Source organism: Cellulosimicrobium sp. PMB13, assembly GCF_051294865.1.
Classification (GTDB): Bacteria; Actinomycetota; Actinomycetes; order Actinomycetales; family Cellulomonadaceae; genus Cellulosimicrobium.
Genome location: NZ_CP145910.1, coordinates 1,338,658 through 1,355,542, shown reverse-complemented (window position 1 = coordinate 1,355,542; position 16,885 = coordinate 1,338,658). Strand labels below are relative to the sequence as shown.

The window sequence follows — 16,885 nt, the reverse complement described above, 5'->3', positions numbered from 1 at the left end:
GCAGGCAAGACTGTGCTCATGGCTGACGAGACGCGCGACACCCGCCCCGACGAGCCCGCCCAGACCCCGGAGGCCGACGACGGACCCGACCGGGTCACGGTCGTCACGCCGGACGGCATCGGGGTGAGCGTCGTCGAGAGCGACGACTCGACGGAGCCCGACCGGAACCCGGCGACCGTCATCGAGGAACCGGCGAAGGTCATGCGCATCGGCGGCATGATCAAGAAGCTGCTCGACGAGGTGCGCGACGCGCCGCTCGACGAGGCCGCGCGCTCGCGTCTCGCGGAGATCCACGAGCGGTCGCTGACCGAGCTGGAGGAGGGTCTGTCGCCCGACCTCGTCGAGGAGCTGCACCGCATCACGCTGCCGTTCTCGGACGACTCCGTCCCCACGGACGCGGAGCTGCGCGTGGCGCAGGCCCAGCTCGTCGGGTGGCTCGAAGGTCTCTTCCACGGCATCCAGACGGCGCTCGTCGCGCAGCAGATGGCAGCGCAGTCCCAGCTCTCCCAGATGCGCCGCGCCCTGCCGCCCGGCTCGCTCCCGATGGGTCCCGGCGGGCCCGGGGCACCGGGGCAGCCCGGTGCCCACGACCCCCACGACGGTCGCCCCTCGCCGGGCCAGTACCTCTGACGAGACCTGGACGGGGCCGTCAGGCCGGCGGCGGGTCGGTCGGCCCGACGGCGCCCGGCGCCTCGGGCGTCCGGCGCGCCGTCATGGCGATCGCTCCCGAGACGAGCACCAGCCCGACGAGCTCCGGCGGCGTGGGGACCTGGCGCAGGACCACCGCGCCGATCACGGCCGCGGTCGCGGGCAGCAGCGCGAGGAGCACCGAGAACGTCGCGGCGCTGACGCGGCGGAGGATGACCTGCTCGAGCGCGTACGGCACGACGGACGAGAACAGGGCGATGCCGACCACGGCGAGCGCGTAGCGCCAGTCGCCCAGCACGGGGACGGCCGCCGGCGCGAGGAACGGTGCGAACACGAGCGCGCCGAGGGTCATGGCGACCGACAGCGACGTCACGCCCGACCCGGCGACCGCCACGCGACGCCCCAGGACGATGTACGCGGCCCAGCACGCCGCCGCGACGCCGATCGCGGCGAGCCCGACGACGACGTCCTCGCGCGGCAGCCCCGACTCGACCGTGACCCCCGCGAGGAGCACGACGCCGAGCGCCGCGACACCGATGGCCCCGCGCTCGCGCCACCCACGACCTGTCACCGCCGCGACGGCGACAGGACCGCAGAACTCGATCGCGACGGCCGTCCCGAGCGGCAGGTGGTCGATCGCGACGTAGAACGCGAGGTTCATCGTCGCGAGGGCGACGCCGAAGACCGCGACCCACGCGACGTCGTGCCGGCTCCAGCGGCTGCGCCACGGGCGCCGCCAGACGAGCAGGAGCACGGCCGACGCCGCGATCCGCAGCCACCCCACCTCGACCGCGCCCGCGACCGCGAACAGCCCGACGGCGATCGCCGCCCCGAGGTACTGCGTCAGCCCCGAGACGACGAACAGCGCGGGCACGGGCACCCGCCCGAGCGCAGCAGCAGGACGGACGGGCACCCGACCAGTGTCACCCCTTGACGGACCCCGCGAGCAACCCGCGCACGAAGTACCGCTGGAGGAGCAGGAAGACCACGAGCGGCACGATGATCGACACGAAAGCGCCGGCCGTGAGGAGATGCCAGGCGTTGCCGCGCGTCCCGGCGAGGTCGGCGACCGCGACCGTGAGGGGTCGCGAGTCCTGGTCGGCGAACGTGAGGCCGACCAGGAGGTCGTTCCACACCCAGAGGAACTGGAAGATCGCGAACGACGCGATGGCCGGGACGAGGAGCGGGAGGAGCACCTGGAAGAAGATCTTCACGTGCCCGGCGCCGTCGACCCGGGCGGCCTCGACGAGGGACGCGGGGATGTCCTTCATGAAGTTGTGCAGCAGGAAGATCGCCAGGGGCAGCGCGAACATCGAGTGCGAGAGCCACACCGTCCAGAACGTGCCGTTGAGCCCCCAGTCCACGTACTGCGAGAGCAGGGGGATGAGCGTGATCTGGATCGGGACGATCTGCAGCGCGAAGACCGCGATGAACAGCAGGTTGCGGCCCTTGAAGTCGATCCAGGCGAACGCGTACGCGGCAAGGAGGGCGACGGTGATCGGGATGACCACCGCCGGCAGCGTGATGACGATCGAGTTGACGAAGAACGAGGCGAGGTTCGCCCCGCCGAACAGCACCTCGTCGTAGTTGTCGAGCGTGAACTCGGGGTTGCTGAAGGTCGTCCACCAGCCCGAGCGACGGATGTCGAGCGGCGGCCGGAACGACGTGACGAGGAGCCCGATCGACGGGACGGTCCACAGGATCGCGATGACGATGGCGATCGCGGAGCCCCACGGCGACGAGAGCTTGCCCCGGGCGGCGATCGCGCGCTTCTCCACGCGCGAGAGGCGGCCGACGGGCCGACGTCCGGTGCCCGCGGTCTCGTCGGCGTCGATGAGGTTGGTCGAGGGGATCGGCGCGCTCATCGGACATCCTCGGAGAGTCGGAGCTGGCGGACGTTGTAGGCGACGATCGGGATGACCAGGACGAAGAGGATCACCGCGAGCGCGGCCCCGAGCCCGATGTTGTTCTGCCGGAAGCTCTGCGTGTAGAACTCGTTCGCGACCACGGACGTGCCGAACTGACCGCCCGTCATCGTGCGGACGATGTCGAAGACCTTGAGCGTGCCCATCGCGATCGTCGTCACCACCACGACGAGCGCCGGCCGGATGCTCGGCACGGTGATGTGGCGGAACATGCCGATGCCGTACAGGCCGTCGAGGCGCGCCGCCTCGACGATGTCGTCGGGGATCGCCTTGATGGCCGCCGAGAGCACCGTCATCGCGAACCCTGTCTGGATCCAGATCATCACGACGATGAGGAAGAACGTGTTCCACGGCTGGTTGATGAGGAACTGCTGCGGCTCGAACCCGAGCCACACGAGCACCTGGTTGAGCAGGCCCGTCTGCTGGATGTTGGCCTGGTCGGGCCGGAACTCGTAGACGAACTTCCAGATGATCGACGCGCCCACCATCGAGATCGCCATCGGGAGGAAGACCAGGGTCTTGGCGAGCTTCTCGAAGCGGGTCCGGTCGACGAGCACGGCGTACACGAGCCCGATGAACGTCGCGACGATCGGCACCGTGATCACCCAGATCGCGGTGTTGCGGAGCACGACCTGGAACGCGTCGGTGGTGAACGCCGTGACGTAGTTGTCGAGCCCCACGAACTCGGACCCGTTGCGGTTGAAGAAGGACGAGATGATCGTCCGGACGCCGGGGTAGACGAGGCCGAAGAGGACCAGGAGCACCGCCGGCCCGAGGAAGCCGAGCGCGACCGCCCAGCGGGGGATCCGCTTGGGTCGGTCGACGGCGAAGAGGATCACGGCCATCACCACGACGAAGGCGACGATGGCCACCACCATCAGCCCCAGCTTCTCGGCTGCGGTCGACGGATCGGTCAGGAAGTCCATGGGGTGGCTCCGTTCTGCCCGGCGGCGGTGGCGGGCGCGGGCGGTTCGGGTGACGCGGCGGGTGGCCGCGGCGACGTCGGACGGGGCGGGGCGTGCCGGGCGGGACTGCCGCACGCCCGGGGTGCGGGGACACGCTGAGCCGGGGCCGCCGTCGGACGGCCCCGGCTCGTCGTGTCCCGCTCGGGGTCCTGCGTCAGGTCACGAGGTGGACGCGGGCCAGGACGCCTCGACCGTGTCGGTGACGTCCTGCGAGCTCGCCCCGGTGAGCCACTCGACGATCGCGGTCCAGAACGTGCCGGACCCGACCTCGCCCGGCATGAGGTCGGACGCGTCGAAGCGCGTCACCGACGCCGGGTCGCCGAGGATCTCGGCCGAGAGCTTGTCGAAGTCGGTCGCGAGGTTCTCGGGGTCGAGCTGCTTGTTCGCGTTGACCCAGCCGCCGTTCGGCGTGGCCAGGGCCTTGGCGTTCGCCCAGTCCGCGCTCGAGATGTAGGTCTGGAACGCCTGGACCTCGGGGCGGTCGTCGAACGCCGCCGCGAACGTGCCGCCGATCTCCACCGGCCGGATGTCGGTCTGGTCCGTGGGGAGGTAGAACGCGAACACGTCGCCGTCCTCGGCCACGTTCGTGCCCTCGGGGAACTGCGTCTGGTAGAAGTTCGCCGCGCGGTGCAGGTAGCAGCTGCCGTCCAGGAGGCCGAACCCGGCGTCGGTCCACGGCGTCGTGGCGATCGAGTCCACCCCGCCCAGGCCCGCGTTCACGTAGTCCGGGTTCTTGAGGATCTCCCCGGCGGCGTCGAACGCCTCGACGACCTGCGGGTCGTTGAACGGGATCTCGTGCGCGACCCACTGGTCGTAGACCTCGGGCCCGGCGGTGCGGAGCATCATGTCCTCGACCCAGTCGGTGCCCGGCCAGCCGGTCGCGTCACCGGACTCCACGCCTGCGCACCACGGCGGACCGTCGATGTCGCTCGCCATCTGCTCGGTGAGGTCCAGGAGCTCGGTCCACGTCTCGGGGACCTCGTACCCGGCGTCCTCGAACGCCGTCGGCGAGTACCAGACGTAGGACTTCACGTTGGCGTCCATCGGCGCCGCGTAGAACGTGCCGTCGACGGTCCCGTACTCCTTGAGCGCCGGGTCGAAGAACTCGTCGACGTTCGCGGCGGTCGCGTCGGGCGCCGGGACGATAGCGCCCGTGTCCTCGACGATCGTGCGCAGCAGGCCGGGCTGCGGCAGGAACGCGATGTCGGGCGAGTTGCCCGCCTGGATGCGCACGAGGAGCTGGGCCTCGAACTCACGCGACGCCTCGTAGTCGATCGTGACGCCGGTGCACTCGGTGAAGGGCTCGAACGACGCCTGCATCGTGGCGCCCTCCGGGTCGACGATCGAGGTGTAGACGTGCACCTCGGTGCCGTCGATGTCGCCGAACTCCTCGTAGGGCGCGCAGTCGATCTCCGGGGTCGCGGTGTCGCCGCCGCCGTCCCCGCCGTCGCCTCCGTCGCCGCTGCACGCGGCGAGGACGAGCGCGAGGCTCGCCCCGCCCGCCGCCACGGCCATCGCGCGCCGGCGTCCGGCGCGGGACATCGTGCTCCTGGTCATGTCAAGCCTCCACCTCGTCGTGTGTGCTGACGCAGCGGACGCCGACCGGTCAGGCCTGGCGCGTCGCGGCGTCGCGAGCGCGGGTGCGCTCTCGCCCGAGATCCATGCAAGCGTTTACATCGGCGTTCTGCAAGCACAGGGCTGCGGCCTTTGGGTAACGATTCCGTCACGGGAACGGCGGAAGCGTCGGCGCGGAGCCCTGCTGCGGCCACGCTCCCACACCCGCGTCGCGGCTGCGCGTCGGAACGGCCTCCGATCTCCCGCGGTGCGCCGCGCAGCCGGTCAGGCGCGACGACCCGGGGAGGGCGGCGCGGTCGAGGCCCGACGCACGAGGTCCGTCGGATACGTGAGGCTCGCGGGCACGGGGGCGCCGTTGATCATCTCCAGCAGCAGCGTCGCCGCGTCGGCGCCCTGCTGGTAGGCGTCCTGCGCGATCGTCGTCAGACCCGCCACCTCCCCCAGGTCGTGGCCGTCGACCCCGATGACCGAGAGGTCCTCGGGCACTCGCAGCCCGAGGTCGCGGGCCGCCAGGAGGGCGCCCATCGCCATCTCGTCCGAGGCCGCGAAGACGGCCGTCACGTCCGGACGACGCCGCAGGAGCCCCGCCGTCGACGCGCGACCGCCCTGGACGTCGAAGTCCCCCTCGACGACGAGCTCCGGGTCGAGCGCCACGCCCGCCTCCTCCAGAGCGCGCGCGTAGCCCTGCGACCGCTCGGACGGCGGCGACCACGACGACACGAGGTCCGGCGTGCCCGTCACGTGCCCGACGACGCGGTGCCCGAGGTCGAGCAGGTGCCGGGTCGCGGCGTGGCCCGTCGCGACGTCGTCGAGCCGGACCGTGACCTGGTCCGCCGGCCCGGACCCGACGAACGCGAGCGGGCGGTCGAGACCGACGAGAGAACGCACCTCGTCGTCGTCGAGCGGCAGGCCCACGACGAGCGTGCCGTCCACGCGGTGCCGCAGGACGCTCGGGTCCACCCGGCGCCGCTCCTCGTCCGGGCGCACGACGAACGTGTGCAGGAGCACGTCGTACCCGACGTCGCGCAGCGCGCGCTCCGCCCCCTCGATGACGTTCGCGAAGAACCAGCGGCTCACCCACGGGGTGAGCAGGCCGATCGTCCGTGTACGTCCGGTCGCGAGCGACGACGCCGACGGCGTCGGCACGTAGCCGAGGCGAGCCGCCTCCGCGCGGACGCGCCGACGGGTGGGCTCCGACACGTTCGGCAGGCCGCGCAGGGCGCGCGAGACCGTCGCCGTGGACACCCCGGCGGCTCTCGCGACGTCGTCGATGCCAGCCACGAGGGGTGATTCTCCCCCCTGCCCGCGCGGCACGCGACATCCCGGCCGTCCCGCCGCCCGGTGCCGCTCGCGGACCGCTCGGGGCCGCGTTCGGACCCCGTCCCGATATCGTGGACCGCGGTCGTGCACCCACGACCGCACCCTGCCCCGGAAGGACACCGATGATCGAGCTGAGGACGCCGCGCGAGATCGAGCAGATGCGGCCCGCCGGACGGTTCGTCGCCGACGTCCTCACCACCGTCCGCGCCGCGGCGAAGGTCGGGACGAACCTGCTCGAGCTCGACGAGGTCGCGCACCGCATGATCCGCGAGCGCGGCGCCGAGTCCTGCTACATCGACTACCACCCCTCGTTCGGCGCGAGCCCGTTCGGCAAGGTGCTGTGCACCTCGGTCAACGACGCGGTGCTGCACGGCCTCCCCCACGACTACGCGCTGCGCGACGGCGACCTGCTGAGCATCGACTTCGCCGCGTCGGTCGACGGCTGGGTGTCGGACTCCGCGGTCTCGTTCGTGGTCGGCACACCCCGGGCCGGGGCGCTCGGCGAGGCGGACGCGAAGCTCATCCAGACGACGGAGCGCGCGCTCGAGGCCGGGATCGCGGCCGCGCAGGTGGGCAAGAAGGTCGGCGACATCTCCGCGGCGATCGCGGACGTCGCGCACGCGGCCGGGTACTCGGTCAACACCGACTTCGGCGGGCACGGCGTGGGGCGCACCATGCACGGCGAGCCGCACATCCCGAACGACGGCCGCCGCAAGCGCGGGTTCCCGCTCAAGCCCGGTCTCGTCGTCGCGATCGAGCCGTGGTTCCTCGAGACGACCGACGAGATCTACACCGACCCCGACGGCTGGACCCTGCGCTCGGCCGACGGCTCGCGCGGCGCGCACAGCGAGCACACCGTGGCGATCACGCCGGACGGTCCGATCATCCTCACCGCGCGCGAGCCGCGCGACTGATCCGACCGGCGACGGGGAGCCCCGGCTCCCCCGGCCGGGCCCGGACGCGGCTCGCACCCTGGAGTCAAGCGCACTTGACATGCCTCGCGGCAGATGATGGACTCCTCCTGTCAAGCTCGCTTTACTCAGGAGGAGAGCCCGTGCCCGGAGAAGCCTCGTCGGCCCTCGAACCGAACCTGTCCGGCGACCGCCGACCTGCACCCTGGTGGGCGTGGGCCGGTGCCGGCCTCGTCGCGCTCGCGGTCGCCGCGTCGGTCGGCGTCGCCGCAGGACTGCTCCGTCGCGAGTACTTCTGGCTCGTGGCGGCCGTCTTCACGGTGTGCGTCCTGCCACCCGCGTTCATGCTCGGCTGGTTCCTCGTCGTCCGGCCGCGGACGAGCACGCCCGAGCCGCACGCCGGGGAGAACGTCGAGCGCCGCTGGGCGGAGCGCGCCGCGGCGGGTGCGTTCTGGGACGTGCTCACGGCGACCGGCCTCGCGCTCGCGGGGTTCAGCGTCACCGGGCTGGAGCTCAGCGCACGGTTCGCGCTCGCGGCGGTCGTCCTGCTCGCGATGGTCGACTTCTTCGTCCGGCACGCCGTGGTGTCCCGGCGAGAGTCGTAGAGCCGGTGGACAACGACCTCGCCGCCCGCCGCGCTGCGCTCGGGTGGTCACAGGCCGAGCTCGCCGCACGGCTCGGGGTGTCACGACAGACCGTGATCTCGATCGAGCGCGGCCGCTTCGACCCGTCCCTCCCGCTCGCGTTCCGCATCGCGGAGGTGTTCGGCTGCCGTATCGAGGACGTCTTCCGGCCCTGACCGCAGAACCCGGCCGTTGCTGAGCGCAGCGGCTCAGCGCAGCGGCTTGCGGAAGAACGTCGCGGACGCCTCGTACCCGAGCGCGGTGTAGAACTCGGCGGCCCGGCGCGTCGCGAGGGACACGTACGCGGCCCCGGACGCGGACGCCCACTCCTCGGCCGCGCGGAGCAGGAGCCGGCCGACCCCGCGCCGTCGGGCCGCGGCGTCGACCACGACCTCACCCACCCACACCACCGGCGCGTTGGCGTAGAGCGTGCCGTGACGGTTCGCCGCGAGGTAGCCCACGACGTCCTCGGCCGCCGTCGCGACGACCACGAACGAGTCCGGCGCGGCGAGCAGCGCGGGCAACGACGCGTCGAACGCCGCACGCTCCGGGACGTACGACGTCGCGAGCTCCTGGACGAGCGGCCACACCGCCTCCGCGTCGTCGGCCCGGGCGGGGCGTACGCGGACCGCAGGGGCTTCCGGTGTCGTCACGACGCGAGACATTACTCGCGCACCGGTGACCCGGACACCCCGAGATAGAGCCGTGGTCACCGAGGTAGAACCCTGGTCGTCGAGGTAGAGCCCTGGTCGCCGACCAGGGCTCTACCTCGACGACCAGGGTTCTATCTCGCGGACTGGGCTCTACCTCGCGGACAGGAGCGTGCGCAGGAGCTGGACCGCGCCGTCGTCCTCGATCGACCCCGTCACCTCGTCGGCCGCCTCGCGGACGACCGCGTCGGCGTGGCCCATGGCGACGCCGCGCGCCGCCCAGCGCAGCATGTCGACGTCGTTGCGGCCGTCCCCGATCGCGACCGTGCGGTGCGGCTGCACGTGCAGCGTGCGGCGCACCTGCTCGAGCGCGGTGGCCTTGGTGACGCCCAGCGGGGCGAGGTCCATCCACGCCGTCCAGCCGACGGCGTAGGTGACGTCCTCGAGGCCGAGGCGCTCCACGAGCTCGTGGAAGTCCTCGCTCGTCGACTCCGGCGCGCGCACGACCACGCGCGTCACCTCGCCGGACCACAGCTCGTCGAACGCGACGACGCGGTGCACGCCGTCGAGCTCGCCGTCGGGGAAGAGCTCGTTCATGCGGAAGCCGACGCCGATGTCCTCGACCGCGTACCGGGCGTTCGGCAGATGCTCGCGCAGGAGACGCAGCGCGGGCCCGGGGTCGAACGTCACGACGTCCTCGAGGACGTAGCCCTCCGCCGCCCCCTGGTCCAGCCGCGCCGTCACCGACCCGTTCGAGGCGACGAGCCAGCCGCTGTCGATCCCGAGGATCTCGGCGACGGGCGTCATGGCGACCAGCGACCGCCCCGACGCGAGCACGACGTGGTGCCCGGCGGCGCGCAGGTCCGCGACGACGTCGCGCACGTCGTCCGACATCTCCTGGTCGTACGACATGAGCGTGCCGTCGACGTCGAGCGCGACGAGCAGGGCGTCCCCGTCCGCCATGCTCAGCGGACCGGCTCGAGGACCTCGAGGCCGCCGAGGTAGGGCCGCAGCCCCTCGGGCACGCGGACCGACCCGTCGGCCTGCTGGTGGTTCTCGAGGATCGCCACGATCCAGCGCGTCGTGCCGAGCGTGCCGTTGAGGGTCGCGACGGTGCGCGTCTCGGTGCGGCCGTCGACCTCGACGCGCTCGCGCACGCCGAGGCGGCGGGCCTGGAACGTCGTGCAGTTCGACGTCGAGGTGAGCTCGAGGTAGCGGTTCTGCGTGGGCAGCCACGCCTCGCAGTCGAACTTCCGCGCCGCGCTCGACCCGAGGTCGCCGGCGGCGGTGTCGATGACGCGGTAGGGAAGCTCGGCCTTGCGCAGCATCTCCTCCTCCCAGCCGAGGAGGCGCTGGTGCTCGGCCTCGGCGTCGGCCGGGTCGCACCACGAGAACATCTCGACCTTGTGGAACTGGTGCACGCGGATGATGCCACGCGTGTCCTTGCCGTACGAGCCGGCCTCGCGGCGGTAGCACGCGCTCCAGCCGGCGTAGCGCAGCGGTCCGTCCGACAGGTCGACGATCTCGTTCGCGTGGTAGCCCGCGAGGGCGACCTCGCTCGTGCCGACGAGGTAGAGGTCGTCGGCCTCGAGCCGGTAGACCTCGTCCGCGTGCGCGCCGAGGAACCCGGTGCCCTGCATGACCTCGGGCCGCACGAGCGTCGGGGTGATGACGGGCGTGAACCCGGCCGCGATCGCCTGGTCCATCGCCGCGTTGAGCAGCGCGAGCTCGAGCCGCGCGCCGACGCCCGTGAGGTAGTAGAACCGCGCGCCCGACACCTTGGCGCCGCGCTCGGTGTCGATCGCGCGCAGGCCCTCGCCGATGTCGAGGTGGTCGCGCGGCGTGAAGCCCTCCGCGGCGAAGTCGCGGATCGTGCCCTCCTCGCGCAGCACGACGTAGTCGTCCTCGCCGCCGGGAGGCGCTCCCGCGATGACGTTCGCGATGCGGTACTGCAGGCCGCGCAGCTCCTCGGCCGCAGCGTCCGCGTCGGCCTGACGCGCCTTGACGTCCTGCGCGAGCTGCTTGGTGCGGGCGAGCAGCGCCGTCTTCTCCTCGCCCTGCGCCTGCGCGACCTGCTTGCCGAGGGACTTCTGCTCCGCCCGCAGCTGCTCGAACTCGGTGAGCGACGCGCGGTGCCGCGCGTCGGCGTCGAGGGCGGAGTCGACGAGCGCCGGGTCGTCGCCACGGGCGACCTGGCTGGCTCGGACGAGGTCGGGGTTGTCGCGCAGGAGGCGGAGGTCGATCACCCGTGCAGCCTAACGAACACCCGGACCGGCAGGCCGGTGGATTCCCCAGGGGCCGGGCACGCCCGCCCCCCGACGCGGCGAGGACTACGGTGGCGCCCATGAGATGGGAGCTGTGGCTGGCGTTCGCCGCCCTCGCGGTCGCGCTGGTCGCGCTCGTGCTGGTGCTGTCGCTGCGCGCGCAGCAGGATCGCCAGCGTCGCGCGGCCGAGCGCGAGGCCGGTGGTGCGCCGGGCGCCGAGGAGCCGGAGGACGACCCGCGCGAGCTCGTCGCGTTCGTCGCCAACCCGTCCAAGCCCGGCGTCCCCGCGCTGGAGGCCAGCGTGCGCACGGCGTTCGCGGAGGCCGCGCTCCCCGACCCGCTCTGGCTCGAGACGACGATCGAGGACCCGGGCGTCGGCCAGACGCGCACCGCCCTGGCCCGGGGCGCGGACGTCGTCGTCGCGGTGGGCGGCGACGGGACGGTGCGCGCCGTCGCCGAGGCGATGGTGGGCAGCGGACGCCCCATGGGGCTGATCCCCGTCGGCACCGGCAACCTCCTCGCGCGCAACCTCGACCTCCCGGTCGGCGACGCGCGCGCCGCGCTGCGCGTCGTCATCGCGGGCGCGGACCGCCCGGTGGACGTCGGCTGGGCGCGCGTCCTGCGCTGGGCCGAGGAGCACGGCGAGCCCGCGGCCGACCTGGACCGCATCCCCCCGGTCACGGCCGCGGCGGGCCCCGGCGCGCCGAAGGAGCACATCTTCCTCGTCATCGCCGGCCTCGGGTTCGACGCCGCGATGGTCGCCGACGCGGACGACGTCCTCAAGGCGAAGGTCGGCTGGATGGCGTACTTCGTCGCGGGCATCCGCCACCTGCACGGCCGGCGCATGCGGGCCACCATCCAGCTCGACGACCAGCCGCCCGTGGACGCGCGCCTGCGCTCGCTCATGATCGGCAACTGCGGGCGGCTCCCCGGAGGCATCACGCTCCTGCCCGACGCCGTGATCGACGACGGCGTGCTCGACGTCGCCGCGGTCGACACGCGCGGCGGCATCGTGGGGTGGGCCCAGCTGTTCGGCGAGGTCGTCATGCAGGGCTTCGGCGTGCGCAACGAGCTGCCCGCGAAGATCGGCCGGATCGACCACACGCGCGCCCGCCGGGTGCGCGTGCGCGTCGAGGGCGGCGAGCAGGCCCAGGTCGACGGCGACGTGCTCGGCCAGGCGGTCGAGCTCGAGTGCCGGGTCGACCCCGGGGCGCTCGTGGTGCGCACCGCCTGAGCCGGGCACCGCGCCCGGGCGTCTGCGCCGACGAGCCCGTGGAGGGGCCGTGAGCGTTCCGGTCGGACCCTCGCCCGCGCCGTCGAAGGCCCCGGCCGCGCGCACCCGCCCCCGTACGCTGGTCCGGTGACCTTCCCGGCCCGCGGTGCTCGTGCCGTCCTCACCCTGCTGGCCGTGGTGCTCCTCGGTCTCCCCGCGCTCTCGGCGGCGGGAGCCGAGTCGGACGACACCACGACCGTGCCGACGCACGACCCCGAGCCGCTGGTCGTCGTCGCCGTCGCGGGTCTCTACTGGAGCGACGTCTCCCCCTCCGCGACACCGTCCCTGTGGACGATGATCCGGTCCGGGTCGGTGGCGTCGATGAACGTCGGGCGCACGTGCCCCACCGACGCCTGGCTCACGCTGTCCGCCGGGCAGACGATCTCGACCGCGGAGCCCGTCGCGGCGCCCGCCCCCGACGGCGCCGGCGGTGCCGGGTCGACGACCGCCGAGGACCCGTCGACGACCGGGTGCCCGCCGCTCCCGGTACCCGTCGGGACCGCCACGCCGGCGCCCGTCGACGTCCCCGGCTGGTCGACGCTCGTCACCCCCGCCGCCGAGGCGGAGCCGCCGACGGCGACGCAGCACGCGCCCGGGACCCTCGCCGCGCGCCTCGCGCCCACGGGGGTCTGCACGACGGCCGTCGGGCCGGGCGCCGCCCTCATGCTCGCCGACGGCACGGGCCACGTCGCGCGCTACGCGCCGACGCTGGACGCACTCCCCGAGGACGGGCTCGACGCGTGCGACGTCACGGTCGTCGACCAGGGCGAGCTCGTCGACACCACCGCGGGTCGCGGCGAGAGCCTCGACGCGCTCGACGACACGCTGGACCGCGTCATGGGCGAGGTCGCGCGAGGCACGCGCGTCCTCGTCGCGGGCATCTCGGCCGACCCCGTGGGAGAGCCGGGGCTCCAGGTCGTCGTCGACTGGCGCAAGGGCGATCCCACCGCGCACTGGCTGCACTCGCCGAGCACGCAGAAGGACGGCATCGTCCAGCTCGTCGACCTCACCGCGACGGTCGTCGAGGCGGCCGGCGGGAGCACCGAGGGCCTCGTCGGTGCGCCGCTCGATCTCGGTGAGACGCGCCGTCTCGACGTGGCGCGCACGGTCGAGAACCGTCAGTACCTCAACGTCCTCACGAGTACCATCCCGACGCACTACCCGGTCCTCGTCGGCCTGCTCGTCGCGACCCTCGTCGCGACGCTCGGCGGCGTGCTGTGGGTCCGGCGCTCCGCCGCCCGCCGCGGCGAGCCCGCGCGCCCCGGTCCGGCCGGGCTGCGCGTCGTCACCGCCGTGCTGATGATCGCGGCGTCGGCCCCGGTCGCCGCGTCCCTCGCGAGCCTGTCCCGTTGGTGGGTCTGGAGCTCGCCCGCCGCGGCGCTCACGCTCGCGCTCGCGGTGAGCGCCGTCGTCGTGGCCCTCGCCGCCTGGGGGGTCTCGCGGCTCCTGCCGCGGGAGCCGTGGGCCCTCCCGACGGCGCTCGCGGGCGTGACGTGGCTCGTCCTCACCGTGGACGGCGCGACGGGCACGACCCTCCAGCAAGCGTCGCTCCTCGGGACGTCGGCCGTCGTCGGCTTCACGCGCTTCTACGGCTTCAACAACGTGACGTTCGCGGTGTACGCCGTCGCGGGCCTCGTCCTCGCCGGCGGTCTCGCGACGGCGGCGCTCCGCCACGGCCGGCGACGCCTCGCGGCGTGGTGCGTGGTCGCGGTCGGCCTCGTGACCGTCGTCATCGACGGCTGGCCCGCGTTCGGCGCCGACTTCGGCGGGATCCTCGCGCTCGTCCCCGCGTTCGCGGTGCTGTCGCTCCTCGTCGCGCAGGTCCGCATCACGGGCGCGCGCGTGCTCGTGGTCGCCGCCGTGACGGTCCTCGCGGTCGCGCTCGTCGCCGTGGTCGACTGGCTCCTGCCCGGCGGGTCGTCGCACCTCGGCGGGTTCGTCCAGACGGTCGTGGACGGCGGCGCCGTCGACGTGGTCTGGCGCAAGGCGCTGGGTGCGTGGGCGACCGTCGCGAACCCCGTGGGCGCTCTCGCCGCGGTGCTGGTCGTCCTGGTGGCCCTCGCGGTGCTGCGCCCGGACCGTGCCCGGCTGCCGGAGGTCGCCCGCGCGTACGAGGAGTGGCCGCTGCTGCGCCCGCTCGTCGTGTCCCTCGTCGTCGTGGCGGGCGTGGGCTCGTTCCTCAACGACTCGGGCGTGATCATCGGCGCGATGGTGCTCGTCGTCGGCGCCGCGATGGTCGTCCCCGGGTTCACCGCGCTGCCCGACGACGCGCCGTCGGGCCACGCGCTCCCCGAGCGCGCGCTGCCGGAGGCCACGCTGCCGGAGGCCACGCTGCCGGAACCGGGCGTCCGGCGGATGCCGTCGATGCTGCTCGCCGTCGGGGGCGGGCTCCTGCTCGTGGTCCTGCTCGCCTCGACGGTCCTCGGATCGAGCGGCCTGCGACCCGCGTCGGCGGCCACGCGGGCAGGCGCCGAGGTCTCCCCCACCCGCGCCGACGCCGTCGCGACCGACCGGCCGCTCGTCGTCGTCGGCACGACCGGTGTCACGTGGGAGGACGTGGCCGAGCTGCGCACGCCGACGCTCAACGCGCTGCTCACCGACGGGGCGGGCGCCGCGGGCGTCGCGCAGCCGACGGGCGCCGCGAGCCGGTGCACCGCGGGGGGCTGGCTCGCCCTGTCCGCAGGACAGCTCACCGAGGTCGCGGCCGGGCGTGCGGCGGACGGCACGTGGGACTGCCCGACGGCGCAGCCCGCCCCCACCGGAGACGGCGCCCGGGTCGACGGGTGGGACGAGCTCGTCGCGCTCCAGCAGGGGTCCGGGTACCAGGCGCGCCTCGGCGTGCTGGGCGACACGTTCGTGGCAGGCGGGCGCGCCGCGTGCGCCACCGCCGTCGGACCGGGGGCCGCCCTCGCGCTCGCGGACGCGGACGGCGACGTCGCGCGCTACCGCGAGCTCGCGGACGCCACGACGGCGGACGGCGACGCGTTCGACTGCCCGGTGACCGTCGTCGACGCCGGCGACGCGACGGCCCCGCCGGCGGACCTGACGCTGCCACCGGAGGAGCGCACCGCCGTGCGCGACGCGCTGCGTGCCGAGAAGCTCGCGGGCGTCGACGCGACCGTCGACGCCGTGCTCGACCGGGTGCCCGCCGGGACGACGGTGCTCGTCGTCGACGTGGCCGGGACGCCGGGCAGCCGCCCGGTGCTCGGCACGGCGCTCGTCCGGCCGTCGTCGGACGGCCCCGAGCAGGCCCGGTACCTCACGAGCGCGGCGACCAGGACGGACGGCGTCGCGCGCGTGCTCGACGTGCCCGCCACGATCCTCGACGCCGCAGCGCTCACCACCCCGGCGCGCGTCCAGGACACGCCGCTCGCGTGGGGCACCCCGCGCCCCCCGGACGCGGCGACCACCGCGGACGCGCTCGCCGACCTCACGACGCGCGACCACGTGCGTCGCGCCGTGTACTCGTACTTCGTCGACGTCCCGTTCTACGCCGGTCTCGTGCTCGCCGGGCTGTGCCTGCTGCTCGCTCCGCGCGCACGGCGGGCGGCGGGCGACCGTGCCCGGCTGCGCTGGGCCCGCGCCGCACGCTGGGCCCGCGGGGCGGCGCTCGTCGTCGCGTCGGTGCCCGCCGCGGCGTTCGTCGTGTCGCTCACCGGGTGGTGGCGGTTCGGCGAGCAGACGGTCGCGATCGTCATCGCGACCGCGCTGTCGACCGCCGCCGTCGCGGGCCTCGGCGCCCTCGCCCCGCGGCGTCCCGTATGGCTCGGGCCCGGTCTCGTCGCGGGGATCACGTTCGGCGTGCTCACGCTGGACGCGCTCGTGGGGACCCCGCTCAACCGCGCGAGCCCGCTGGGTTCCGCACCCACCTTCGGCGCGCGGTTCTACGGCTTCGGCAACCCGACGTTCTCCGTGTACGCGGTCGGGGCGCTCGTGCTCGCCGCGGCGCTCGCGCAGTGGCTCGTGCGGCGGCAGCGGCCACGCACGGCCGCCGCGGTGGTCGCCGGCATCGGCGTCGTGACCATGGTCGTCGACGTGTGGCCGACGCTCGGAGCGGACCTCGGCGGCGGGCTCGTCGTCGTGCCGGCGTTCGCCGTGCTGGGACTCGCGGCGTCGGGCGCGCGCATCACGTGGCGGCGCTTCCTCCTGGTCGCGGCCGCGGGTGTCGCGGTCGTCGCCGCGGTGGGCGTGCTGGACTACCTGCGCCCCGCGGACCAGCGCTCGCACCTCGGCCGGTTCGTCGAGCAGGTCGTCGACGGCTCGGCCTGGGAGACGCTCCTGCGCAAGGCCGGTTACGCGCTCCGGTCGGTGCTGGGCGGCGTGCCCGTCTGGATCACGATCCTCGTGCTGGTCGCGGCGGCGCTGCTCCTCTTCGCGCCGCGCCGGTTCACGCCGCGCTGGTTCGCACGGACCGAGGCGGCCTGGCCGCTCCTGCGCCCGGCGGTCCTCGCGCTGTGGATCGTGTGCGTGGCCGGATCGGTCGTCAACGACTTCGGGGTGCGCATCGCCCTCATCGCGCTGATCCCCGCGGTACCGCTCCTCACGCTGGCCGCGCTCCACGCGGCCGGTGACCCCGCGCCCGACGAGCCGGACGTGCCCGGCGACGCGCGCGCCGGGCAGGGTACCGGTGCGGGTGCGGGTGCGGGTCAGGACACGGTCGCGGCGGAGCCGGGGCGCACCGCCTGACCCGTCGTCGGCGCCGCCCGACCCGGCCTGCCGGGTCGGGCGGC

Annotated in this window: 14 protein-coding genes; 6 read left to right on the top strand and 8 right to left on the bottom strand. The window is 74.0% G+C overall.

Features of this window, described 5'->3' with window-relative positions; genetic code table 11:
* Positions 1-18 precede the first annotated feature (18 nt).
* On the top strand, positions 19-630 hold the full coding sequence (locus V5D56_RS06305; RefSeq protein WP_435738201.1) for a bacterial proteasome activator family protein: 612 nt from the start codon (positions 19-21) through the stop codon (positions 628-630).
* A 19-nt stretch (positions 631-649) separates the two neighbouring features.
* Here the strand turns inward: V5D56_RS06305 and V5D56_RS06300 are convergent, their stop codons facing one another.
* The 5 genes from V5D56_RS06300 to V5D56_RS06280 form a co-directional block, all read right to left on the bottom strand.
* Entirely contained in the window at positions 650-1,528 is an 879-nt protein-coding gene (locus V5D56_RS06300) for an EamA family transporter (RefSeq protein ID WP_435738964.1), read from the bottom strand.
* 43 nt (positions 1,529-1,571) lie between these two features.
* The gene (locus tag V5D56_RS06295) at positions 1,572-2,513 is read right to left on the bottom strand and encodes a carbohydrate ABC transporter permease (RefSeq protein ID WP_435738200.1); all 942 of its coding nucleotides are present in this window, start codon (positions 2,511-2,513) and stop codon (positions 1,572-1,574) included.
* Positions 2,510-3,499, bottom strand: a complete 990-nt coding sequence (locus tag V5D56_RS06290) for a carbohydrate ABC transporter permease (RefSeq protein ID WP_435738199.1) — start codon at positions 3,497-3,499, stop codon at positions 2,510-2,512. The genes V5D56_RS06295 and V5D56_RS06290 overlap by 4 nt, the downstream gene beginning before the upstream one ends.
* Positions 3,500-3,697: 198 nt before the next feature.
* Entirely contained in the window at positions 3,698-5,095 is a 1,398-nt protein-coding gene (locus V5D56_RS06285; RefSeq protein WP_435738198.1) for an ABC transporter substrate-binding protein, read from the bottom strand.
* A 282-nt stretch (positions 5,096-5,377) separates the two neighbouring features.
* Complete coding sequence (locus V5D56_RS06280) at positions 5,378-6,394, bottom strand: LacI family DNA-binding transcriptional regulator (RefSeq protein WP_435738197.1); 1,017 nt, start codon at positions 6,392-6,394, stop codon at positions 5,378-5,380.
* Between the two features lie 161 nt (positions 6,395-6,555).
* Between V5D56_RS06280 and map the strand changes: the two genes are divergently transcribed.
* The 3 genes from map (at position 6,556) to V5D56_RS06265 (ending at position 8,143) form a co-directional block, all read left to right on the top strand.
* A complete protein-coding gene (gene map, locus V5D56_RS06275; protein WP_435738196.1) occupies positions 6,556-7,347 on the top strand; it encodes a type I methionyl aminopeptidase in 792 nt (263 codons plus the stop codon).
* Positions 7,348-7,487: 140 nt separating this feature from the next.
* Positions 7,488-7,949: a hypothetical protein gene (locus V5D56_RS06270; RefSeq protein ID WP_435738195.1), complete on the top strand. Its 462-nt coding sequence runs from the start codon at positions 7,488-7,490 to the stop codon at positions 7,947-7,949.
* Positions 7,950-7,954: 5 nt separating this feature from the next.
* The gene (locus V5D56_RS06265) at positions 7,955-8,143 is read left to right on the top strand and encodes a helix-turn-helix transcriptional regulator (protein ID WP_435738194.1); all 189 of its coding nucleotides are present in this window, start codon (positions 7,955-7,957) and stop codon (positions 8,141-8,143) included.
* A gap of 33 nt (positions 8,144-8,176) precedes the next feature.
* Here V5D56_RS06265 and V5D56_RS06260 read toward each other — a convergent pair whose 3' ends face one another.
* The 3 genes from V5D56_RS06260 to serS form a co-directional block, all read right to left on the bottom strand.
* The gene (locus tag V5D56_RS06260; protein ID WP_435738193.1) at positions 8,177-8,620 is read right to left on the bottom strand and encodes an N-acetyltransferase family protein; all 444 of its coding nucleotides are present in this window, start codon (positions 8,618-8,620) and stop codon (positions 8,177-8,179) included.
* Positions 8,621-8,770: 150 nt separating this feature from the next.
* Positions 8,771-9,580 carry an HAD family hydrolase gene (locus tag V5D56_RS06255; protein WP_435738192.1) on the bottom strand — a complete coding sequence of 270 codons (810 nt, stop codon included), beginning with the start codon at positions 9,578-9,580 and terminating at the stop codon, positions 8,771-8,773.
* A gap of 2 nt (positions 9,581-9,582) precedes the next feature.
* The gene (gene serS, locus V5D56_RS06250) at positions 9,583-10,863 is read right to left on the bottom strand and encodes a serine--tRNA ligase (protein WP_435738191.1); all 1,281 of its coding nucleotides are present in this window, start codon (positions 10,861-10,863) and stop codon (positions 9,583-9,585) included.
* A gap of 98 nt (positions 10,864-10,961) precedes the next feature.
* Here serS and V5D56_RS06245 point away from each other — a divergent pair, with 98 nt between their 5' ends.
* Together V5D56_RS06245 and V5D56_RS06240 are read left to right on the top strand one after the other, a co-directional pair.
* Positions 10,962-12,116, top strand: a complete 1,155-nt coding sequence (locus V5D56_RS06245) for a diacylglycerol/lipid kinase family protein (protein ID WP_435738190.1) — start codon at positions 10,962-10,964, stop codon at positions 12,114-12,116.
* 126 nt (positions 12,117-12,242) lie between these two features.
* Positions 12,243-16,841: a hypothetical protein gene (locus V5D56_RS06240; protein WP_435738189.1), complete on the top strand. Its 4,599-nt coding sequence runs from the start codon at positions 12,243-12,245 to the stop codon at positions 16,839-16,841.
* Positions 16,842-16,885 lie beyond the last annotated feature (44 nt).